At 64.7% G+C, this 18,808-nt stretch carries 16 protein-coding genes; 11 read left to right on the top strand and 5 right to left on the bottom strand.

Going from position 1 to position 18,808, the window contains the following annotated elements; genetic code table 11:
- Positions 1-3 precede the first annotated feature (3 nt).
- From nusA to QDT69_RS16280, 9 genes are all read left to right on the top strand, one after another.
- The gene (gene nusA, locus QDT69_RS16320; protein WP_050425393.1) at positions 4-1,620 is read left to right on the top strand and encodes a transcription termination factor NusA; all 1,617 of its coding nucleotides are present in this window, start codon (positions 4-6) and stop codon (positions 1,618-1,620) included.
- A gap of 15 nt (positions 1,621-1,635) precedes the next feature.
- A complete protein-coding gene (locus QDT69_RS16315) occupies positions 1,636-2,322 on the top strand; it encodes an RNA-binding protein (protein WP_279707492.1) in 687 nt (228 codons plus the stop codon).
- 108 nt (positions 2,323-2,430) lie between these two features.
- A complete protein-coding gene (gene infB, locus QDT69_RS16310) occupies positions 2,431-5,136 on the top strand; it encodes a translation initiation factor IF-2 (protein ID WP_279707491.1) in 2,706 nt (901 codons plus the stop codon).
- 163 nt (positions 5,137-5,299) lie between these two features.
- A complete protein-coding gene (gene rbfA / locus QDT69_RS16305) occupies positions 5,300-5,713 on the top strand; it encodes a 30S ribosome-binding factor RbfA (RefSeq protein ID WP_021082643.1) in 414 nt (137 codons plus the stop codon).
- Entirely contained in the window at positions 5,710-6,819 is a 1,110-nt protein-coding gene (truB, locus tag QDT69_RS16300) for a tRNA pseudouridine(55) synthase TruB (protein WP_279707490.1), read from the top strand. The genes rbfA and truB overlap by 4 nt, the downstream gene beginning before the upstream one ends.
- 2 nt (positions 6,820-6,821) lie before the next feature.
- Positions 6,822-7,091, top strand: a complete 270-nt coding sequence (gene rpsO / locus QDT69_RS16295; protein ID WP_050406190.1) for a 30S ribosomal protein S15 — start codon at positions 6,822-6,824, stop codon at positions 7,089-7,091.
- A 313-nt stretch (positions 7,092-7,404) separates the two neighbouring features.
- Positions 7,405-9,561: a polyribonucleotide nucleotidyltransferase gene (pnp, locus tag QDT69_RS16290; protein ID WP_279707537.1), complete on the top strand. Its 2,157-nt coding sequence runs from the start codon at positions 7,405-7,407 to the stop codon at positions 9,559-9,561.
- 181 nt (positions 9,562-9,742) lie between these two features.
- Complete coding sequence (locus QDT69_RS16285; RefSeq protein WP_279707489.1) at positions 9,743-10,195, top strand: GNAT family N-acetyltransferase; 453 nt, start codon at positions 9,743-9,745, stop codon at positions 10,193-10,195.
- Positions 10,196-10,479: 284 nt separating this feature from the next.
- The gene (locus QDT69_RS16280; RefSeq protein WP_279707488.1) at positions 10,480-11,124 is read left to right on the top strand and encodes a hypothetical protein; all 645 of its coding nucleotides are present in this window, start codon (positions 10,480-10,482) and stop codon (positions 11,122-11,124) included.
- Between the two features lie 111 nt (positions 11,125-11,235).
- On the opposite strand, the gene fabV is transcribed toward QDT69_RS16280, so the two are convergent.
- The 3 genes from fabV to fabA all read right to left on the bottom strand — a co-directional run bounded on the left by fabV (position 11,236) and on the right by fabA (position 14,275).
- The gene (fabV, locus tag QDT69_RS16275) at positions 11,236-12,408 is read right to left on the bottom strand and encodes an enoyl-ACP reductase FabV (protein WP_279707487.1); all 1,173 of its coding nucleotides are present in this window, start codon (positions 12,406-12,408) and stop codon (positions 11,236-11,238) included.
- Between the two features lie 78 nt (positions 12,409-12,486).
- A complete protein-coding gene (gene fabB, locus QDT69_RS16270) occupies positions 12,487-13,710 on the bottom strand; it encodes a beta-ketoacyl-ACP synthase I (protein WP_279707486.1) in 1,224 nt (407 codons plus the stop codon).
- A gap of 43 nt (positions 13,711-13,753) precedes the next feature.
- Positions 13,754-14,275, bottom strand: a complete 522-nt coding sequence (gene fabA, locus QDT69_RS16265; protein WP_279707485.1) for a 3-hydroxyacyl-[acyl-carrier-protein] dehydratase FabA — start codon at positions 14,273-14,275, stop codon at positions 13,754-13,756.
- A gap of 330 nt (positions 14,276-14,605) precedes the next feature.
- Here fabA and irrA point away from each other — a divergent pair, with 330 nt between their 5' ends.
- Positions 14,606-15,097, top strand: a complete 492-nt coding sequence (gene irrA, locus QDT69_RS16260) for an iron response transcriptional regulator IrrA (protein ID WP_050425403.1) — start codon at positions 14,606-14,608, stop codon at positions 15,095-15,097.
- A gap of 181 nt (positions 15,098-15,278) precedes the next feature.
- On the opposite strand, the gene QDT69_RS16255 is transcribed toward irrA, so the two are convergent.
- The gene (locus QDT69_RS16255) at positions 15,279-15,806 is read right to left on the bottom strand and encodes an SH3 domain-containing protein (protein WP_279707484.1); all 528 of its coding nucleotides are present in this window, start codon (positions 15,804-15,806) and stop codon (positions 15,279-15,281) included.
- 347 nt (positions 15,807-16,153) lie between these two features.
- Between QDT69_RS16255 and QDT69_RS16250 the strand changes: the two genes are divergently transcribed.
- A complete protein-coding gene (locus tag QDT69_RS16250; RefSeq protein WP_137478415.1) occupies positions 16,154-17,158 on the top strand; it encodes a D-glycerate dehydrogenase in 1,005 nt (334 codons plus the stop codon).
- Between the two features lie 714 nt (positions 17,159-17,872).
- On the opposite strand, the gene QDT69_RS16245 is transcribed toward QDT69_RS16250, so the two are convergent.
- Positions 17,873-18,787, bottom strand: a complete 915-nt coding sequence (locus QDT69_RS16245) for a LysR family transcriptional regulator (protein ID WP_279707483.1) — start codon at positions 18,785-18,787, stop codon at positions 17,873-17,875.
- Positions 18,788-18,808: the final 21 nt, after the last annotated feature.

The following is an 18,808-nucleotide window of genomic DNA, read 5'->3' as shown; positions in this document are numbered from 1 at the left end:
GCCATGGCAGTCAGCGCCAACAAACTCGAACTGCTGCAGATCGCAGACGCAGTTGCGCGCGAAAAGTCGATCGACCGCTCCATCGTGATCGCGGCGATGGAAGACGCCATCGCCAAGGCCGCCCGCGCCCGCTACGGCAGCGAGACCGACGTCCATGCCGAGATCGACGCCAAGAAGGGCGAGCTGCGACTGACGCGCCACATGCTGGTGGTCGACGTGGTCGAGAACTCCTCCAACCAGATTTCGCTGTTCGATGCGCAGCGCGCCAATCCGGGCGCCCAGGTCGGCGACACCATCGCCGACACGCTGCCGCCGCTTGAATATGGCCGCATCGCGGCGCAGTCGGCCAAGCAGGTGATCGTGCAGAAGGTGCGCGAGGCCGAGCGCGACCGGCAGTACCAGGAATTCAAGGACCGCATCGGCGACATCGTCAACGGCATCGTCAAGCGCGTCGAATATGGCAGCGTGATCGTCGACCTCGGCCGCGGCGAAGCGATCGTGCGCCGCGACGAGATGCTGCCGCGCGAAGTGTTCCGCAACGGCGACCGCGTCCGCGCCTATATCTTCGACGTCCGCCGCGAGACCCGCGGTCCGCAGATCTTCCTGTCGCGCACCCATCCGCAGTTCATGGCGAAGCTGTTCGCGCAGGAAGTGCCGGAAATCTATGACGGCATCGTCGAGATCAAGGCGGTCGCCCGCGATCCCGGCTCGCGCGCCAAGATCGGCGTGATCTCGCGCGATTCCTCGGTCGACCCGGTCGGCGCCTGCGTCGGCATGCGCGGCTCGCGCGTGCAGGCCGTGGTGAACGAGCTGCAGGGCGAGAAGATCGACATCATTCCGTGGTCGCCGGACATCGCAACCTTCGTCGTCAACGCGCTGGCGCCCGCTGAAGTCGCCAAGGTCGTGATCGACGAAGACCGCGAGCGCATCGAGGTCGTGGTTCCCGACACCAACAACCAGCTGTCGCTGGCGATCGGCCGCCGCGGCCAGAACGTCCGCCTCGCCTCGCAGCTGACCGGCTGGGACATCGACATCCTGACCGAGCAGGAAGAGTCGGAGCGCCGCCAGGCCGACTTCGAGAACTCGACCCGCGTGTTCATGGAAGCGCTCAATGTCGACGAAGTGGTCGGCCAGTTGCTCGCCTCCGAAGGTTTCACCTCGGTCGAGGAACTCGCGCTGGTCGACGTCAAGGAACTCGCCGGCATCGAGGGTTTCGACGAGGAAACCGCGACCGAGCTGCAGACCCGCGCCCGCGAATATCTGGAACAGCTCGAGGCCGAGCTCGAGGCCAAGCGCAAGGAACTCGGCGTCGAGGACGCCATGAAGGACGTCCCCGGCATCACCGGCAAGATGCTGGTGAAGCTCGGCGAGAACGACGTGAAGACCGTCGAGGATCTCGCCGGCTGCGCCACCGACGATCTGGTCGGCTGGACCGAGCGCAAGGAAGGCGGCGAGCCGACCAAGCATGCCGGGTTCCTCGATGGCATCGAGATCTCGCGCGACGAGGCCGAGGCCATGATCATGCAGGCCCGCCTCAAGGCCGGCTGGATCACCGAGGCCGACCTCGCCAAGCCTGCCGAGGAGGCCGACGCCGCCGAAGCAGAAACAGCGGCATCGTAAGGAGATGGCACACGGATGCTCGCTCAGGCTGACCCCGATCTCGACGATGGACCGCGGACGCAGAAGTCCGCGACCACGCGGATGTGCGCGGTCAGCCGCGAGGTGCGTCCGATCGACGAGCTGATCCGGTTCGTCGTCGCGCCCACGGGCGAGGTGATCCCGGATCTGAAGCGCAAGCTGCCCGGCCGCGGATTATGGGTTTCCGCATCGCGGCGCAGCGTTGCGGAAGCGGTCCGCCGTCACCAATTTAGCAAGGGATTCAAGCGCGATGTCCGTGTCGCGCCGACCCTCCCCACCGACACCGACGCACTCCTGGTGCGCAGCGTCACCGAGGCCCTGGCGATGGCCGCCAAGGCCGGTCAGGTCGTCGCGGGCTTCGGCAAGGTCGAGGACGCACTCAACCGGAACGAAACTGCAGCCCTGATCCACGCTTCCGACGGCGCAGCGGACGGAATCCGCAAATTGGACGCTATCGTCAGGCAAAGGGGCGAAAAACGTGGTGAATCGCCGGTAATCGCCATCGTCAATGTTTTGACGTCGGAAGAATTGGATTTGGCACTTGGGCGGTCAAATGTGATACATGCTGCGCTGCTCGCGGGCCCAGCGAGCAAGACGTTCCTGTCGCGCTGCCAGATGCTGGTCCGATACCGGATGGCCGACGACGACAAGACCGCCGAAGCGGCCAGAAATTCCAGAGCGTGATCCAGGAAGGCGGACGCCGTCTTTCCGACCGGATCATGCTCAGCAAACGACGACAGGTTGAACGATTTGTGCGGCAAACGCACAGCGAAACGAGATTAGGACTGCTGAATGGTTGATACCAAGACCCCTGGCGACAAGACTTTGAGTGTCCCGAGCAAGACGTTGTCGCTGAAGCCGCGCGTCGAGACGGGCACCGTGCGCCAGAGCTTCAGCCACGGCCGGACCAAGCAGGTCGTGGTCGAGAAGCGCGGCAAGCGCCGCGTCGGTGGCGATGGTCCCGGCGAGGCGCATGCGCCGGAGCCCGTGGTTGCAAAGCCCGCGGCCGCGCCGCCGCCTGTCGCCAAGCCGCCGCTCGGCCGCCCCGCAGCTCCGTCGTCGGGCCAGCCGCCGCGTAACACCCGCTCCGGCGTGGTGCTGCCGACCCTGACCGAGGATGAGCGTTCGGCGCGCGCCAACGCGCTTGCCGACGCCCGTCAGCGCGACATCGAGGAGCGCCGCCAGGCCGAAGAGGAAGCCAAGCGCCGTGCCGTCCGCGAAGCTGCCGAGAAGGCAGAGCGCGAGGCCGCTGAAACCCGCCGCAAGGCGGAAGAGGAGCGCCATCGCCACGAGGAAGAGGCCAAGCGCAAGGCCGAAGTCGAGGCCAAGCGCCGCTTCGGCGAAGGTGAGGCCAAGCCCGGCGCGCCGCCGGCCGCTGCTGCACCGGCCAAGCCGGCCGCTGCTGCATCTGCCCCGGCCGCCCGCGCACCCGCTGCCCGCCCTGCGACCACGACCACCGTGCGCACACCGGCCGCTGCGCCGAGGCCGGCGGCGGTTGCGGCCGGGCCGGACGAAGACGAGGGTCCGCGCCTGGTGCGACGGCCCGGCGGCGCCGTGCGCCCCGCCGCGGCTCCGAAGACCACCCACAAGCCCGGTCCGCAGAAGGAGCGTGGCCGCCTCACCCTGACCACTGCGCTCAACGCCGATGACGTCCGCGAGCGCTCGATCGCCTCGTTCCGCCGCCGCACCCAGCGCCTGAAGGGTCATGCGTCGAACGAACCCAAGGAAAAGCTGATCCGCGAAGTCACCATCCCGGAAGCGATCACGATCCAGGAACTCGCGAACCGCATGTCGGAGCGCGCGGTCGACGTCATCCGCATGCTGATGAAGCAGGGCGCGATGCACAAGATCACCGACGTGATCGATGCCGACACCGCGCAGCTGATCGCCGAAGAGCTCGGCCACAGCGTCAAGCGCGTCGCCGCGTCCGACGTCGAAGAGGGCCTGTTCGACGTCGTCGACAATTCCACCGATACCGAGCCGCGCTCGCCCGTCGTCACCGTCATGGGTCACGTCGACCACGGCAAGACCTCGCTGCTCGACGCGCTGCGCCACGCCAACGTGGTGTCGGGCGAAGCCGGCGGCATCACCCAGCATATCGGCGCCTATCAGGTGCTGTCGCCCGAGAGCGGCACCAAGATCACCTTCATCGACACGCCCGGCCACGCCGCGTTCACCGCGATGCGCGCCCGCGGCGCCAAGGTCACCGACATCGTCGTGCTGGTGGTCGCGGCCGATGACGGCGTGATGCCGCAGACGATCGAAGCGATCAACCACGCCAAGGCGGCCAAGGTGCCGATGATCGTGGCGATCAACAAGATCGACAAGCCCGATGCGCGGCCGGAGCGCGTGCGCACCGAATTGCTGCAGTACGAGGTGCAGGTCGAATCGCTCGGCGGCGACGTCGTCGACGTCGAGGTCTCGGCGAAGAACAAGACCAATCTCGACAAGCTGCTCGAGATGATCGCGCTGCAGGCCGAAATCCTCGACCTGAAGACCAATTCGGAGCGTCCGGCGGAAGGCACCGTGATTGAAGCCAAGCTCGATCGTGGCCGCGGTCCGGTCGCGACCGTGCTGGTGCAGCGCGGCACGCTGCGCGTCGGCGACATCATCGTGGCCGGCGCCGAAATGGGCCGCGTCCGCGCCCTGATCTCGGACCAGGGCGAGAATCTCGAAGAGGCCGGTCCGTCCGTGCCGGTCGAGGTGCTCGGCTTCAACGGCCCGCCGGAAGCCGGCGACCGTCTCGCCGTCGTCGAGAATGAAGCCCGCGCCCGTCAGGTCACGAGCTACCGCGCGCACCAGAAGCGCGAGAACGCCGCCGCCTCGATCTCCGGCATGCGCGGCTCGCTCGAGCAGATGATGTCGCAGCTCAAGACCGCGGGCCGCAAGGAGTTCCCGCTGATCGTCAAGGCCGACGTGCAGGGCTCGCTGGAAGCGATCCTGGGCTCGCTCGAGAAGCTCGGCACCGACGAAGTCGCCGCCCGCATCCTGCATGCCGGCGTCGGCGGCATCTCGGAGTCCGACGTCACGCTGGCGGAAGGCTTCAACGCCGCGATCATCGGCTTCTCGGTCCGCGCCAACAAGGAAGCGGCGGCCGCGGCCAAGCGCAACGGCATCGAGATCCGCTACTACAACATCATCTACGACCTCGTGGATGACATCAAAAAGGCGATGTCCGGCCTGCTCGCGCCCACGCTGCGCGAAACCATGCTGGGCAACGCGCAGATCCTGGAAGTGTTCAACATTTCCAAGGTCGGCAAGGTCGCGGGCTGCCGCGTCACCGACGGCACCGTGGAACGCGGCGCCAACGTTCGCCTGATCCGCGACAACGTCGTGGTGCACGAAGGCAAGCTGTCGACGCTGAAGCGCTTCAAGGATGAAGTGAAGGAAGTGGTCTCCGGCCAGGAGTGTGGCATGGCATTCGAGAACTATGGCGACATGCGTGTCGGCGACGTGATCGAATGTTACCGCATCGAGACGATCCAGCGCTCTCTGTAAGTCCAAATCTTACGAAGCTCAGCGTTGGGTCCATTTAACTGAAATGCGATGACGTGGCCGGACGTTTAGTCCGGCCACCCGCGCATTGCCCGATTGAAAGCAAAGCTAGGACATTGATGCCCGCGGCCACGGCCTGCGGGCGCGACGGTTTTGGAAGAAGGTCATGCCCCGTCAAAAGAAGAGTTCCAGCCCGGGCGGCTCGCAACGTCAGCTGCGCGTCGGCGAAACGGTTCGCCATGCGGTTGCCGAGATTCTGTCACAGGGTGAGGTCCACGATCCCGATCTCGAAGGCCACATCATCACCGTGCCCGAGGTGCGTATGTCGCCGGACCTGAAGCTCGCGACGATCTACGTGATGCCGCTCGGCGGCCGCGACACCGACACGGTGATCACAGCGCTCGAGCGTAACAAGAAGTTCCTTCGCGGCGAGATCGCGCACCGCGTCAATCTGAAATTTGCACCCGACATTCGCTTCCGCGTCGACGAGCGGTTCGACGAGGCGGCGCGCATCGAGAAACTACTGCGGACACCTGCGGTGCAGCGAGACCTTGCACCCGATTCGGACGACGAGGAATGACTGTGATGACGACCAACAGCGTTATCGACGCGAAGGATGCCGACGCGCGCGACGCTGAGCGGGATGCTTTTGCCGGCCGGCGCAGCGACGATGCGCGCCGCACCAACAACGACCCGCGCCAGAAGCAGGGCAAGCAGAACCAGCAGCCGCGCCGCGACAAGCGCGACGTCCATGGCTGGGTGGTGCTCGACAAGCCGATCGGCATGACCTCGACGCAGGCGGTCGCCGTGCTCAAGCGCCTGTTCCAGGCCAAGCGCGCCGGCCATGCCGGCACCCTCGATCCGCTCGCCTCCGGCGGGCTGCCGATCGCGCTGGGCGAAGCCACCAAGACGGTGCCGTTCGTGATGGACGGCCGCAAGCGCTACCGTTTCACGGTCAGCTGGGGCGAGGAGCGCGACACTGACGACACCGAGGGGCGGCCGGTCAGGACCAGCGACGAGCGGCCGACCGCCGATTCGATCCGCCAGCTGCTGCCGCGCTTCACCGGGGTGATCGAGCAGATCCCGCCGCAATATTCGGCCATCAAGGTCCAGGGCGAGCGGGCCTACGATCTGGCGCGCGACGGCGAGACCGTGGAATTGAAGCCTCGCCCGGTCGAGATTCACGAATTAACCCTTGTAGAACATGGAGATAACGGACAATCCGTGTTCGAGGCCGAGTGCGGCAAGGGAACCTATGTCCGGGCCCTGGCCCGCGATATGGGCCGGATTCTGGGTTGTTTCGGCCATATCTGCGCCCTGCGGCGGACCCTGGTCGGTCCGTTTACCGAAGCGGACATGATTCCGCTGGAACAGTTGGAGGCTTTATGCAATAGAGCCGCGTCTGGCGAGGGCAGCCTCGCCGACGCGCTTTTGCCCGTTGAGACCGCGCTGGACGACATCCCGGCACTGGCCGTCACACGGGCTGATGCGGCAAGGCTCCACAGGGGCCAGGCCGTTTTGTTGCGCGGACGGGATGCGCCCAATACTAGCGGCACAGTCTATGTCACGGTGGCAGGCCGGCTTCTCGCGCTTGCTGAAATTGGCAATGGCGAACTCATCCCCAAGCGCGTGTTCAACCTGAACGGACTGACTGCCGGTCCGGCTCGCAACAATGAAAGTAACTGACGATGTCGATTACCGCAGAGCGCAAAGCGGAAGTCATCAAGACGAATGCCACCAAAGCCGGCGACACCGGCTCGCCCGAGGTTCAGGTCGCGATCCTGTCGGAACGCATCAATAACCTCACCGAGCACTTCAAGAGCCATGTGAAGGACAACCATTCACGTCGCGGCCTCCTGAAGCTCGTGTCGACGCGTCGCTCCCTGCTTGACTACATCAAGCGCAAGGACGAGGCGCGCTACAAGGCGCTGCTCGAAAAGCACAACATCCGTCGTTGATTTGAGAAGCACGCGCGCGAAGGTTCGCGCGCGTTTTCGCATGGTCGTCCGTGAACCCGGGCTTTCGAATTGTCGAAAGATGATCATGCGCCGCATGGCAGTCGCGCCATGCCAACTAGCGTCCAGCAGCAATCCGGCCGCTGGACCGGGCAAGATGCCCAGATGACCGAAAGGATGGACGCCATCCGAAATCCAGGGACCATGGCAGGATCGCCGGATGCTGACCGCAGCAGCGCGTCAGTGTCTCGCCGTCTTGGCATGGTCTTTGTGTTTCAGGGCGCCGTGCTTTCGTGAAACCATGAAAGAAACCGAAATGTTCAATTCGCATTCCGTCGAGATCGACTGGGGTGGACGTCCCCTCAAACTAGAAACCGGCAAGATCGCCCGCCAGGCCGACGGCGCCGTGATGGCGACCTACGGCGAGACCGTGGTGCTTGCCACCGTCGTCGCGGCGAAGGCGCCGCGCGAAGGCGTCGACTTCCTGCCGCTGACGGTCGACTACCAGGAGAAGACCTACGCCGCGGGCCGCATTCCCGGCGGCTATTTCAAGCGCGAGGGCCGTCCGACTGAGAAGGAGACGCTGGTCTCCCGTCTGATCGACCGTCCGATCCGTCCGCTGTTCGTCGATGGCTGGCGCAACGAGACCCAGGTGATCGTCACCGTTCTCTCGCACGACATGGAGAACGATCCGGACATCGTGTCGCTGGTCGCCGCCTCCGCCGCGCTGACGCTGTCGGGTGCGCCCTTCAAGGGCCCGATCGGCGCCGCCCGCGTTGGTTTTGCCAATGACGAATTCATCCTCAACCCGACGCTAGACGAGATGACCGAGACCCAGCTCGACCTCGTCGTCGCCGGCACCGCCGACGCCGTGCTGATGGTCGAGTCGGAAGCCAAGGAACTCAACGAAGACGTGATGCTCGGCGCGGTCATGTTCGGCCACCGCCACTTCCAGCCCGTGATCAACGCGATCATCGAGCTGGCCGAGAAGGCCGCCAAGGAGCCGCGCGAAGTCACCACGATCGACAATTCGGAGATCGAGAAGGAAATGCTTGGCCTTGCCGAGCAGGACCTCCGCAAGGCCTACGCGATCCCGGTCAAGCAGGAACGCTATGCCGCGGTCGGCGCCGTCAAGGAGAAGGTGCTGGCGCACTTCTTCCCGGAAGGCCAGGAGCCGAAATACGACAAGCTCCGCGTCGCCGCCGTGTTCAAGGAACTCGAAGCCAAGATCGTTCGCTGGAACATCCTCGACACCGGCAAGCGGATCGACGGCCGCGACGTCAAGACCGTGCGCAACATCATCGCCGAAGCCGGCGTGCTGCCGCGTGCCCACGGCTCGGCGCTGTTCACCCGTGGTGAAACCCAGGCGATGGTGGTCACCACGCTCGGCACCGGCGAGGACGAGCAGTACATCGACGCGCTGTCGGGGACGTACAAGGAAACGTTCCTGCTGCACTACAACTTCCCGCCCTACTCGGTCGGTGAAACCGGCCGCCTCGGCGGCACCAAGCGCCGCGAGATCGGCCACGGCAAGCTCGCCTGGCGCGCGATCCATCCGGTGCTGCCGCCGCATCACGAGTTCCCGTACACGATCCGCGTGGTCTCCGAGATCACCGAGTCGAACGGCTCGTCCTCGATGGCTTCGGTCTGCGGCGCCTCGCTGTCGCTGATGGACGCCGGCGTGCCGCTGAAGCGGCCGACCGCCGGTATCGCCATGGGCCTGATCCTCGAGGGTCAGCGCTTCGCGGTGCTGTCGGACATCCTCGGCGACGAGGATCATCTCGGCGACATGGACTTCAAGGTCGCCGGCACCGACCAGGGCATCACCTCGCTCCAGATGGACATCAAGATCGAGGGCATCACCGAGGAGATCATGAAGGTGGCGCTTGGCCAGGCCAAGGAAGGGCGCATCCACATCCTCGGCGAGATGGCCAAGGCCCTGACCGCGGCGCGCGCCGAGCTCGGCGAATACGCTCCGCGCATCGAGACCTTCAAGATCGCCACCGACAAGATCCGTGAAGTGATCGGCACCGGCGGCAAGGTGATCCGTGAGATCGTCGAGAAGACCGGCGCCAAGGTCAACATCGAGGACGACGGCACCGTGAAGGTCGCCTCCAACGACGGCGAGGCGATGAAGGCCGCGATCAAGTGGATCAAGTCGATCGCCTCCGATCCGGAGATCGGCCAGATCTACGAAGGCACCGTCGTCAAGGTGATGGAGTTCGGCGCGTTCGTGAACTTCTTCGGCGCCAAGGATGGCCTCGTCCACATCAGCCAGCTTGCGGCCAACCGCGTGCAGAAGACCTCCGACGTCGTCAAGGAAGGCGACAAGGTCAAGGTCAAGCTGCTCGGCTTCGACGATCGCGGCAAGACCCGCCTGTCGATGAAGGCGGTCGACCAGGAGACCGGCGAGGACCTCGAAGCCAAGCAGAAGAGCGACGCTCCGGCGCCGCGCGAAGCCGCCGGCGAGTAAGCCTGCCTGAAACGAAACGACGAAGGGCGGCCGAAAGGCCGCCCTTTTTGTTTGGTCAGCGCGTCCGGCATATGAGCAGGATCGCGAAGCTCGCCCGCTGCGTCATCCCTCCTGTAGGCTGAGAGCCACGGTAACGTACCGCGCTTCCACGCGAGACGCATCGCAGCCCGAGAGATCAACGATGACGCCACTGGTGATCCGCGCCGCGCGGCCGGACGAATATGACGAGATCGCCCGCGTCTGGATGGAGAGTTGGGCCACGACCGGCGTCGCCGAAGCCAATGATGCCCTGCTCGCCAATCTGCGCGAGCGCGTGCGCCACGAGATCGCGCAGGGCTGGAGCCTGTTCGTCGCCGACGACAACGGGACGCTCGCCGGCATGCTGGCGCTGCACATCTCCGGTCACTATCTCGATCAACTGTTCGTCGCCCCCGACTATCAGGGCAGGAGCATCGGGCGCCATCTGCTTGCCTTCACACGCGAGCAGATGCCCGACGAGATCTGGCTGAAATGCGCGCGCGGAAACGAGAAGGCGTGGCGTTGGTATGAACGCGAGGGCTTCTTGTACGAGGAGGAGAAGATCAACCCGCTGAACGGGCTGATGATGAAGTACTACCGGTGGACGAAGCAATAGAGATTCGGCGTTCGCTTGCGGGCGGCGGCTGCACGCTCTAGTTTGCCGTAGCAGTCCGATCAACTTCCGCTTACCGAGCCATGTACCGCAACTTCGCCGTCGCCCTCCTCGTCTCATGCTTCGCCGCGACGGGATGGGCTCAGTCTCCCTCGACGTCCGCGCCTGCCGTTGCGCCACAAGCCGCCAAGCCCGCCACCAAGAAGCCCACGGCGAAGACAGCCGCACCGAAGGCGAAATCGGACAGCAGAGCAGCGCCGACGGAATCCGGACCGTGCAGTTTGGGCGTGATCTCGGCGATCGGAGACCGTTTCGCGGTCCACAAATTCGGATTGACGGTGTTCGAAACCGAGAACGACGAGGTCCCGATCGACAATTGGGGGCTCGACGATATCGTCCTCGCGCGCGTGCGCGCCGTGATGGGCACCGATCCCTCGATCCGCAAGATCGGCTATCCGCGCGGCGCGTTCGAGCCGTTCTACAATCCGAAATCGCGGCTGATCCGCGATCCGGCCGAAGACCTGCCGGCGATTGTACGGAGCATCACGGCCAATGCGAATTGCGAACGCTACCTCGTCGTCACCCGCTACAAGGCCCAACTGTCCGGGACCAACCTGACCATCAACGGCATCGGCGCCTACAGCCGCGGTCTCGGCAGCCTGGCGAGGCAAGCACACCTGTTCGCGAATATCTCGGTCAGCCTGCTGGACGGGAGGACATACGAGAAGGTCGACCGGCGGCTCGCGCTTCTCAAAGCCACGTTCGGTGACGGACTGCGGCTCACCGAGGATCCGCTGACCCAGATCGACAACGCGCTGTTTCCCGATCCTCCTGCCGCGGCATCGAACAGCACCGCGCTTCGCGAGAAAACGTGCACGCTGGTTGCGGCAAGGCTCGACCGGTCGCTGCCCGTCTTCCTCAGGGATGAATAGACGTATCGGCCGAAGCCGCGTGGCGCGACCGACATTCCGCTGTGCACAGACGATTGCGGCGGCCGACCTGCGTCTGCGCGGCTCTGACCAGCAGACGATGCCCGGGCGGGCCTAACCCGGGACGACGCGCGGATCGACGTCCTGCGTGTAGTCGACGCCATCGATGCCGAAGCCGAACAGGCGGAGGAACTGGCTCTTGTACTCCCCCAGATCCGCCAGCTCGCCGAGCGTCTCGGTGGTCAGCAGCGGCCAGCGCCGCGACACTTCCGTCTGCACCTCGGGCGACAGCTCCCAGTCGTCGACCCGGATGCGTTGCGCGTCATCGAGCGCGATGTCCTTGCCGAGTCGGGTGCGGAACAGGCGGTCGATCTGCTCGATGCAGCCTTCGTGCAGCCCGAGCTGCTTCATCACCTTGAACAGCACGGTGCCATAGAGCGGCACCACGGGAATGGCCGAGCTCGCCTGGGTGACCACGGCCTTCAACGCCACGACGCGGGCGGCGTCCGCACCGAGCCGGCCGCGGATCGCTTCCGCCTTGGCATCGAGATCGACTTTGGCGCGACCGAGCGTGCCGTTCCAGTAGATCGGCCAGGTCAGTTCGCTGCCGATATAGGTGTAGTTGAGTGTGCGGAAGCCCGGCGCCAGCACGCCGGCATCGGCGAGCTGGTCGATCCAGCGCTTCCAGTCGTCGCCGCCCATGACAGCGACCGTCGCCGCGGTTTGTTCCTCGTTCGCCGGCTCGAGCGTGGTCTGGAACACCTCGCCGGTCTCGGTGTCGAGCGTCTTGATCTCGACCGGGGCGCCGAGCGGCTTGATGACCGAGCGATAGGTCTTGCCGGTGTCCGGATCGGTCCGCACCGGCGCGGCCATGCTGTAGACCAGCATGTCGAGCTGTCCGAATTTTTCGCGCACGCGCTCGATGAAGTCCTTCTTCAGCTCGTCGGAGAAGGCGTCGCCTTCGAGCGTGAGCGGAGATCGCCCGATCTTCTGGGACTCGATCTCGAAGGCGCGGTTGTTGTACCAACCGGCGCTGGCGCTCCTCTTTTCCGAAGGCTCTCGCTCCAGCGACACACCGATCGTATCGGCGCCGCCGGCGAAGGTCGCGACGATGCGGCTCGCAAGCCCGTAGCCCGTCGAGCAGCCCAGTACGGCAACGCGCTTGGGACAGTCGGCGACCGGGCCCTGCTTCAGAACGTAGGCGATCTGCTCGCGGACATTCGTGGCGCAGCCGACGGGATGTGCCGTCGTGCAGATGAATCCTCGCACGCGCGGTTCAATAATCATTCCCACCCCATTCCGGATCGTTGCAATATTCCCATGCGCTGGCTGCGGACCTCCCTCAGCAAGCGAGGAGAGGCGAAGTCACGCGTCAAGCCGCCTGAACACCAGCGTCGCGTTGGTGCCGCCGAAGCCGAACGAGTTCGACAGCACGGTCGTCAGCTTGGCGTTGTCGATACGTTTGCGCACGATCGGCATGTCGGCGAAGATCGGATCAAGCTCGGTGATATGCGCGCTCTCGCAGACGAAGCCGTTGTTCAGCATCAGCAGCGAGTAGATCGCTTCCTGCACGCCGGTGGCGCCGAGCGAGTGGCCGGTCAGCGCCTTGGTCGCCGAGATCGGCGGACACTTGTCGCCGGTGCCGAACACCTTGCGGATCGCCTCGATCTCCGGCGGATCGCCGGCCGGTGTCGAGGTGGCGTGCGGGTTGATGTAGTCGACCGGCGTGTCCACCGTCGACATCGCCATGCGCATGCAGCGCTCGGCGCCCTCGCCCGACGGCGCCACCATGTCGTATCCGTCAGAGGTCGCGCCGTAGCCGACGACCTCACCATAAATCCGCGCGCCGCGCGCCTTGGCATGCTCGAGCTCTTCGAGCACCACGACACCCGCGCCGCCGGCGATGACGAAGCCGTCGCGATTGAGATCGTAGGGACGCGAGGCGGTGGCCGGCGTGTCATTGTATTTCGAGGACATCGCGCCCATGGCGTCGAACAGCACCGACAGCGTCCAGTCGAGCTCCTCGCAGCCGCCGGCGAAGATGATGTCCTGCTTGCCGATCTGGATCGTCTCGTAGGCGTTGCCGATACAGTGGTTCGACGTCGCGCAGGCCGAGGAGATCGAGTAGTTCACGCCCTTGATCTTGAACCAGGTCGCGAGCGTCGCCGATGCGGTCGAGGACATTCCTTTCGGCACCGCGAACGGACCGACGCGCTTCGGGCCCTTGGCGCGCGCGATGTCGGCGGCCTCCACCAGCGTGCGCGTCGACGGTCCGCCGGATCCCATGATGATGCCGGTGCGGATGTTGGAGACTTCCTTCTCCTCGAGGCCGGAGTCGCGGATCGCCTGCTCCATGGCGACGTGATTCCAGGCAGCACCTTCAGCAAGGAACCGCATCGCGCGGCGATCGATCACCTCGGCGGGATTGAGTGTCGGCGCGCCGTGCACCTGCGAGCGAAAGCCAAGCTCGGCGGCCTTCTCCGCACGTGAAATGCCCGACTTCGCCTCGTAGAGGCTCGCAAGCACTTCCTGGGTGTTGTTACCGATGGACGAGACAATACCCATCCCCGTGATGACAACCCGCCTCATGTTCGCCTCGCCCTGCCTTTATGTTGCCGCATGATGATCCTGCTCAAGTTGGCGCCGTGCCCTGCTTGAACAATCCGACCTTCAAGTCCTTGGCGCGATAAATAATCTCGTCGTCCATGGAAAGCCACCCGTCGGCAATTCCGAGCACGAGCTTTGACCGCATCACGCGCTTGATATCGATGTTGTACACAACCTTGCGCGCGTGCGGCAGCACCTGTCCGGAGAACTTCAGCTCACCGAGGCCGAGCGCGCGGCCACGACCTTCGCCACCGATCCAGCCAAGGTAAAAGCCGACCATTTGCCACATGGCATCGAGGCCGAGGCAGCCCGGCATCACCGGGTCGTTCTTGAAATGACAGCCGAAGAACCAGAGATCCGGCTTCACCTCGAGCTCGGCGCGCACCAGCCCCTTGCCGAACTCGCCGCCGTTTTCAGAGATTTCGCTGATCCGATCGAACATGAGCATCGGCGGCAGCGGCAACTGGGCGTTGCCGGGACCGAAAAGCTCACCCCGTCCGCAAGCCAGCAAATCCTCGTATTCGTAACCGCCGCGCCGATCCAGCATCCTCTATCCACCTCTGATGTCCCGATGAAGCGCTTCTGCTTGGTCGGACCTTAATCTACCCACGGGAACCGGAATAACCCGTCCCGCATCTTGGCGCTACCTGGGTACGCTACCGGTCTGTTATCTCTGCCGAAAGCGCATATGTGGTCCGCGCGCTCTCTAACATAGGGTTAACTGGGCGGCAAAGCGGCATTCCATTGATAAATTGCGGTCTCTCCTTAGGTTTCTACCGCTGCTTGGATTCGTTCTAGTTGCGAAAAACTTGCATCTGATAGGCATCCTTTTTATATTTATGAGGAATATTGCCTGAGTTGGGTGCATAGAGTGGATATGAACGAGGAAGTACCGGCTGTGAATGATGATGCCGTGCACCCGGCTGCCCGGGGCGCTGGGCACCACCCTGCCCTGACCGGCTGCCCGTGGCATGACGTCAACGAGATGCTGCAGTCTGCCGGCCTCCGGCCGACCCGCCAGCGCATGGCGCTGGGCTGGCTGCTGTTCGGCAAGGGTGCCCGCCACCTGACCGCTGAAATGCTGTACGAGGAAGCCACGCTGGCCAAGGTTCCGGTGTCGCTGGCGACCGTCTACAACACGCTCAACCAGCTGACCGACGCCGGCTTGCTACGCCAGGTCAGCGTCGACGGCACCAAGACCTATTTCGACACCAACGTGTCGACGCATCATCACTTCTACCTCGAGCATAATCACGAGCTGGTCGACATTCCCGACCCGAACCTCGTGCTGTCGAAGATGCCCGACGTGCCGGACGGCTACGAGATTTCCCGCGTCGACATGGTCGTGCGGCTGCGCAAGAAGCGCTGAACCGCCTTAACCGTTCGATTTGAGTTGTGATGGCCGGGCTCGTCCCGGCCATTGTCGTTCCAGGAGACATCGTCATTCCGGGGCGATGCGCAGCATCGAACCCGGAATCTCGAGATTCCCCGATGCGCAGTGCGCATCTGAGGTCTGGTCCTTCGGACCATCCCGGAATGACGCTAACGCGTCAGTCCACCTTCTCGTCGGCGTAGACGCCCCACAGGCGCTGCTGCTCGATCCAGCCGTCGAAGCCGTTGCCGGTGACCCGGCACCAGCTGTTGGCGCATTTCTTGACCTGCGCGACGACGCCGGCCTGCAGGCGCGCCGCGATCGCACTGGTGGCGTCGGGACGATCGTACAGCGAGGCCAGATCGTCCTTGTTCTTCATCGTGACGACCGCAGTGCGGCGGCCGGACAGCAGCGAATGATAGACCCAGCCTTCGGCGCCTTCGGAATCGCGCACCCGGCGCCAGTTCTCGAACTCGGCGGTGATTTCGACCGGCAGCCCCGAGCGTGTGTAGACCCAGGCGACGTCGTTATCCTTGGTCGGGCCGCCGCGGACGTTCACATGATCGGATTTCAGGCTGACATAGCGCGGGATCGGCAAACCGCTGGTGGTGGGGCTCAAATCCTTGGCGGTATGTCCTGGATTGACCGACGCACTCAGCATGCTCCCGACCAGAGCCACCAATGAACCGAAACGCCAGACCATCAACTCGTCTCCTGCCGGGATGCCCAACCGCATTCGGCGAGCTGCAACCCAAACCCAAATCCAAACCCACGCCTAAAGTCTCAGGCCCCTGCGCCTGCGCCGTCCGCTCCCGCACCGCACGTCCGAGGGGTTCTTGTCTTGGCCCGGCCTTCTGCTAGAGAGGACGGAACGCCTGAGAGCCAGAACACCCGAATTTCCCCTGACGAAAGCCGGGGCAAGTATCGGGGGAACCCTAGGAAACGCGAAGGAAACGCCGGGACAGCGCGGCTATCAGCAGTGTCGAACAACCGGGTTAATGAGGCCTCAACGGCTCGGTTTTTGGCGAGCCGCGCGCTTCATGAAAGCAGGACATGTCGGTGAAGAAAAAGCCTCTCGTCGTCGTCACCCGCAAGCTGCCGGACTCGATCGAGACCCGGATGCGCGAGCTGTTCGATGCCAGACTGAATCTCGACGACACGCCGATGACGCCGGAACAGATCGCCGAAGCGGCAAGGACCGCCGACGTGCTGGTGCCGACCGTGACCGACATGATCCGCGAGGATGTGATCAATCAGCCCGACTGCAAGCTGAAGATGATCGCCAATTTCGGCAACGGCGTCGACAATATCGACGTCGCTGCGGCGCATGCCCGCGGCATCACGGTGACCAACACCCCGAAGGTGCTGACCGAGGACACCGCCGACATGACCATGGCGCTGATCCTGGCAGTGCCGCGGCGCCTGATCGAGGGCGCCTCGATCCTGACCGAAGGCAAGCAGCACTGGGCGGGCTGGTCGCCGACCTGGATGCTCGGCCACCGCATCGGCGGCAAGCGGCTCGGCATCGTCGGCATGGGCCGCATCGGCCAGGCCGTGGCGCGCCGTGCCCGCGCCTTCGGCCTGCAGATCCACTATCACAACCGCCGCCCGGTGGCGCCCATGATCGCCGAAGAGCTCGGGGCGACCTATTGGGAAAGCCTCGACCAGATGCTGGCGCGTATGGACATCATCTCGGTGAACTGCCCGCACACACCTGCGACCTATCATCTGCTCTCGGCGCGGCGGCTCAAGCTGATCCGGAAAGAGGCCTATGTCGTCAACACCGCGCGCGGCGAGGTGATCGACGAGGACACACTGATCAAGCTGATCGAAGCCGGCGATATCGGCGGCGCGGCGCTCGACGTCTATGAGCACGAGCCCGCGGTGAACCCGAAGCTGGTGCGGCTCGCCCGGGCCGGCAAGGTGACGCTGCTGCCGCATATGGGCTCGGCCACCATCGAAGGCCGCGTCGAGATGGGCGAGAAGGTGATCATCAACATCCGAACCTTCCTCGACGCCCACAAGCCGCCGGATCGCGTGCTGCCGAGCATGCTGTAGGGCGCGATATTTTACCCTCCCCTGGAGGGGTCGAGACGAGCGAAGCTCGCTCTTGGGTCGACGCGAATGAAATGAGCGGCGGGGTGGGGTGACGGTCTCTCCACGCAGACACTGTCCGTGTTGAGAGATCACCCCACCCCGGCTCACATTCCGCTACGCTCCATGTGAGCCGACCCTCCCCCTCCAGGGGAGGGTGTGACGGCACTGGCAAAATATCGAAAACAACCCCATGCAAAGGAGCCGGTGCGGCCGGCGCGCTCACCACATACTCGGTGTCGTCCCTGCCTAAGGCGGGATGAGTTTTGGTTGAATCGGTTTGGCGCGGTCTCGGTTCACCTCTCCCCGTTGGGGAGAGGTGAACCTTCGACGCCGTTCCAGCTCAACCTAATCTCATCAGGCTTTAGTGCGCAATTGCGCACGGGAGCAGGGACCCATAACCACCGGCGTTCATGGTTGGACTGAGCTGGGGCTCCGGCCTTCGCATTTGTGAGAGCTGTGGTTATTGGTCCCGGCTTTCGCCGGGACGACGATGTGGGCCCAGCTTCTACCCTCCCCTGGAGGGGGAGGGTCAGCTCACATGAAGCGAAGCGGAATGTGAGCTGGGGTGGGGTGATCTCTCAACACGGACAGCGTTCGCGTGGAAAGACCGTCACCCCACCTCGTCGCTCATTTCATTCGCGCCGATCCTCCCCCTCCAGGGAGGATAAGAACCGTCTATTTCGTCTTCCGCCGCGCCTGCTTGCGCCAATCGGCGACGAACGACACGAAGGCGGCGAGCGCCGGTGGCGGCTGGCGGCGGCTCGGGTAGTAGAGGAACGGGCCGTCGAACGGTGGGCACCAGTCGTCGAGCACGCTGATCAGTGCGCCGGACTTGACGCCGTAGCGGACGTAGCCCTCGAAGGTCGCCCAATAGCCGACGCCGTCATGGACCGCGCGCAGCGCGAGGCCGAGATGGGTCGCGGTCAGCTTGGCCGGCGGCGAGATCTTCACTACGCGGCCGTTCTTCTCGAACTCCCAGTCGAACATCACGCCGTTGCTGAAGCGGCTGCGGATGCAGGCATGCGCCAGCAGATCCTTCGGATGCATCGGCCGGCCATGCTTCGCGACATAGTCGCTCGACGCCACGACCGCGTAGCGCTGCGGCGCGCCGAGCGGCACCGCCACCATGTCCTGCGCCAGATGCTCGCCGTAGCGCACACCGGCATCAAAGCCCTGCGCGACGATGTCCACGAACGCGCTCTCCGCCACGAGATCGAGATCGACTTGCGGATATCTGGCGAGGAACGGCGCGATCATCGGCGCCAGCACGAGATCGACCGCCGGCGGCGGCGCGTTGATGCGCAGGCGCCCCGACGGCTCGGCGCGCAGGCCGCGCACCTCGGTGATCGCGTCGGCGACGTTGACCATTGCGGGTGCGACGCGGGCGAGCAGCAGCTCACCGGCCTCGGTCAGCGATACGCTGCGGGTGGTGCGGTTCATCAGGCGGACGCCGAGCTGCCCCTCCATGTCGCGCAGCCGCTGGCTGAGGCTGGACACCGAGACGCGCTGCTCGAGCGCGGCACGCCGGAAGTTGCGGGTGCGCGCCACCGCCACGAAGGCATCGAGGTCGCGAAGGTCGAGATCCTGCATTGTTCGATATAGTGAACAACC

This window comes from Bradyrhizobium sp. CER78, assembly GCF_029846235.1.
Lineage (GTDB): Bacteria > Pseudomonadota > Alphaproteobacteria > Rhizobiales > Xanthobacteraceae > Bradyrhizobium.
The sequence above is the reverse complement of the archived record's forward strand: the minus strand, read 5'-3'. Positions and strand labels throughout refer to the sequence as shown.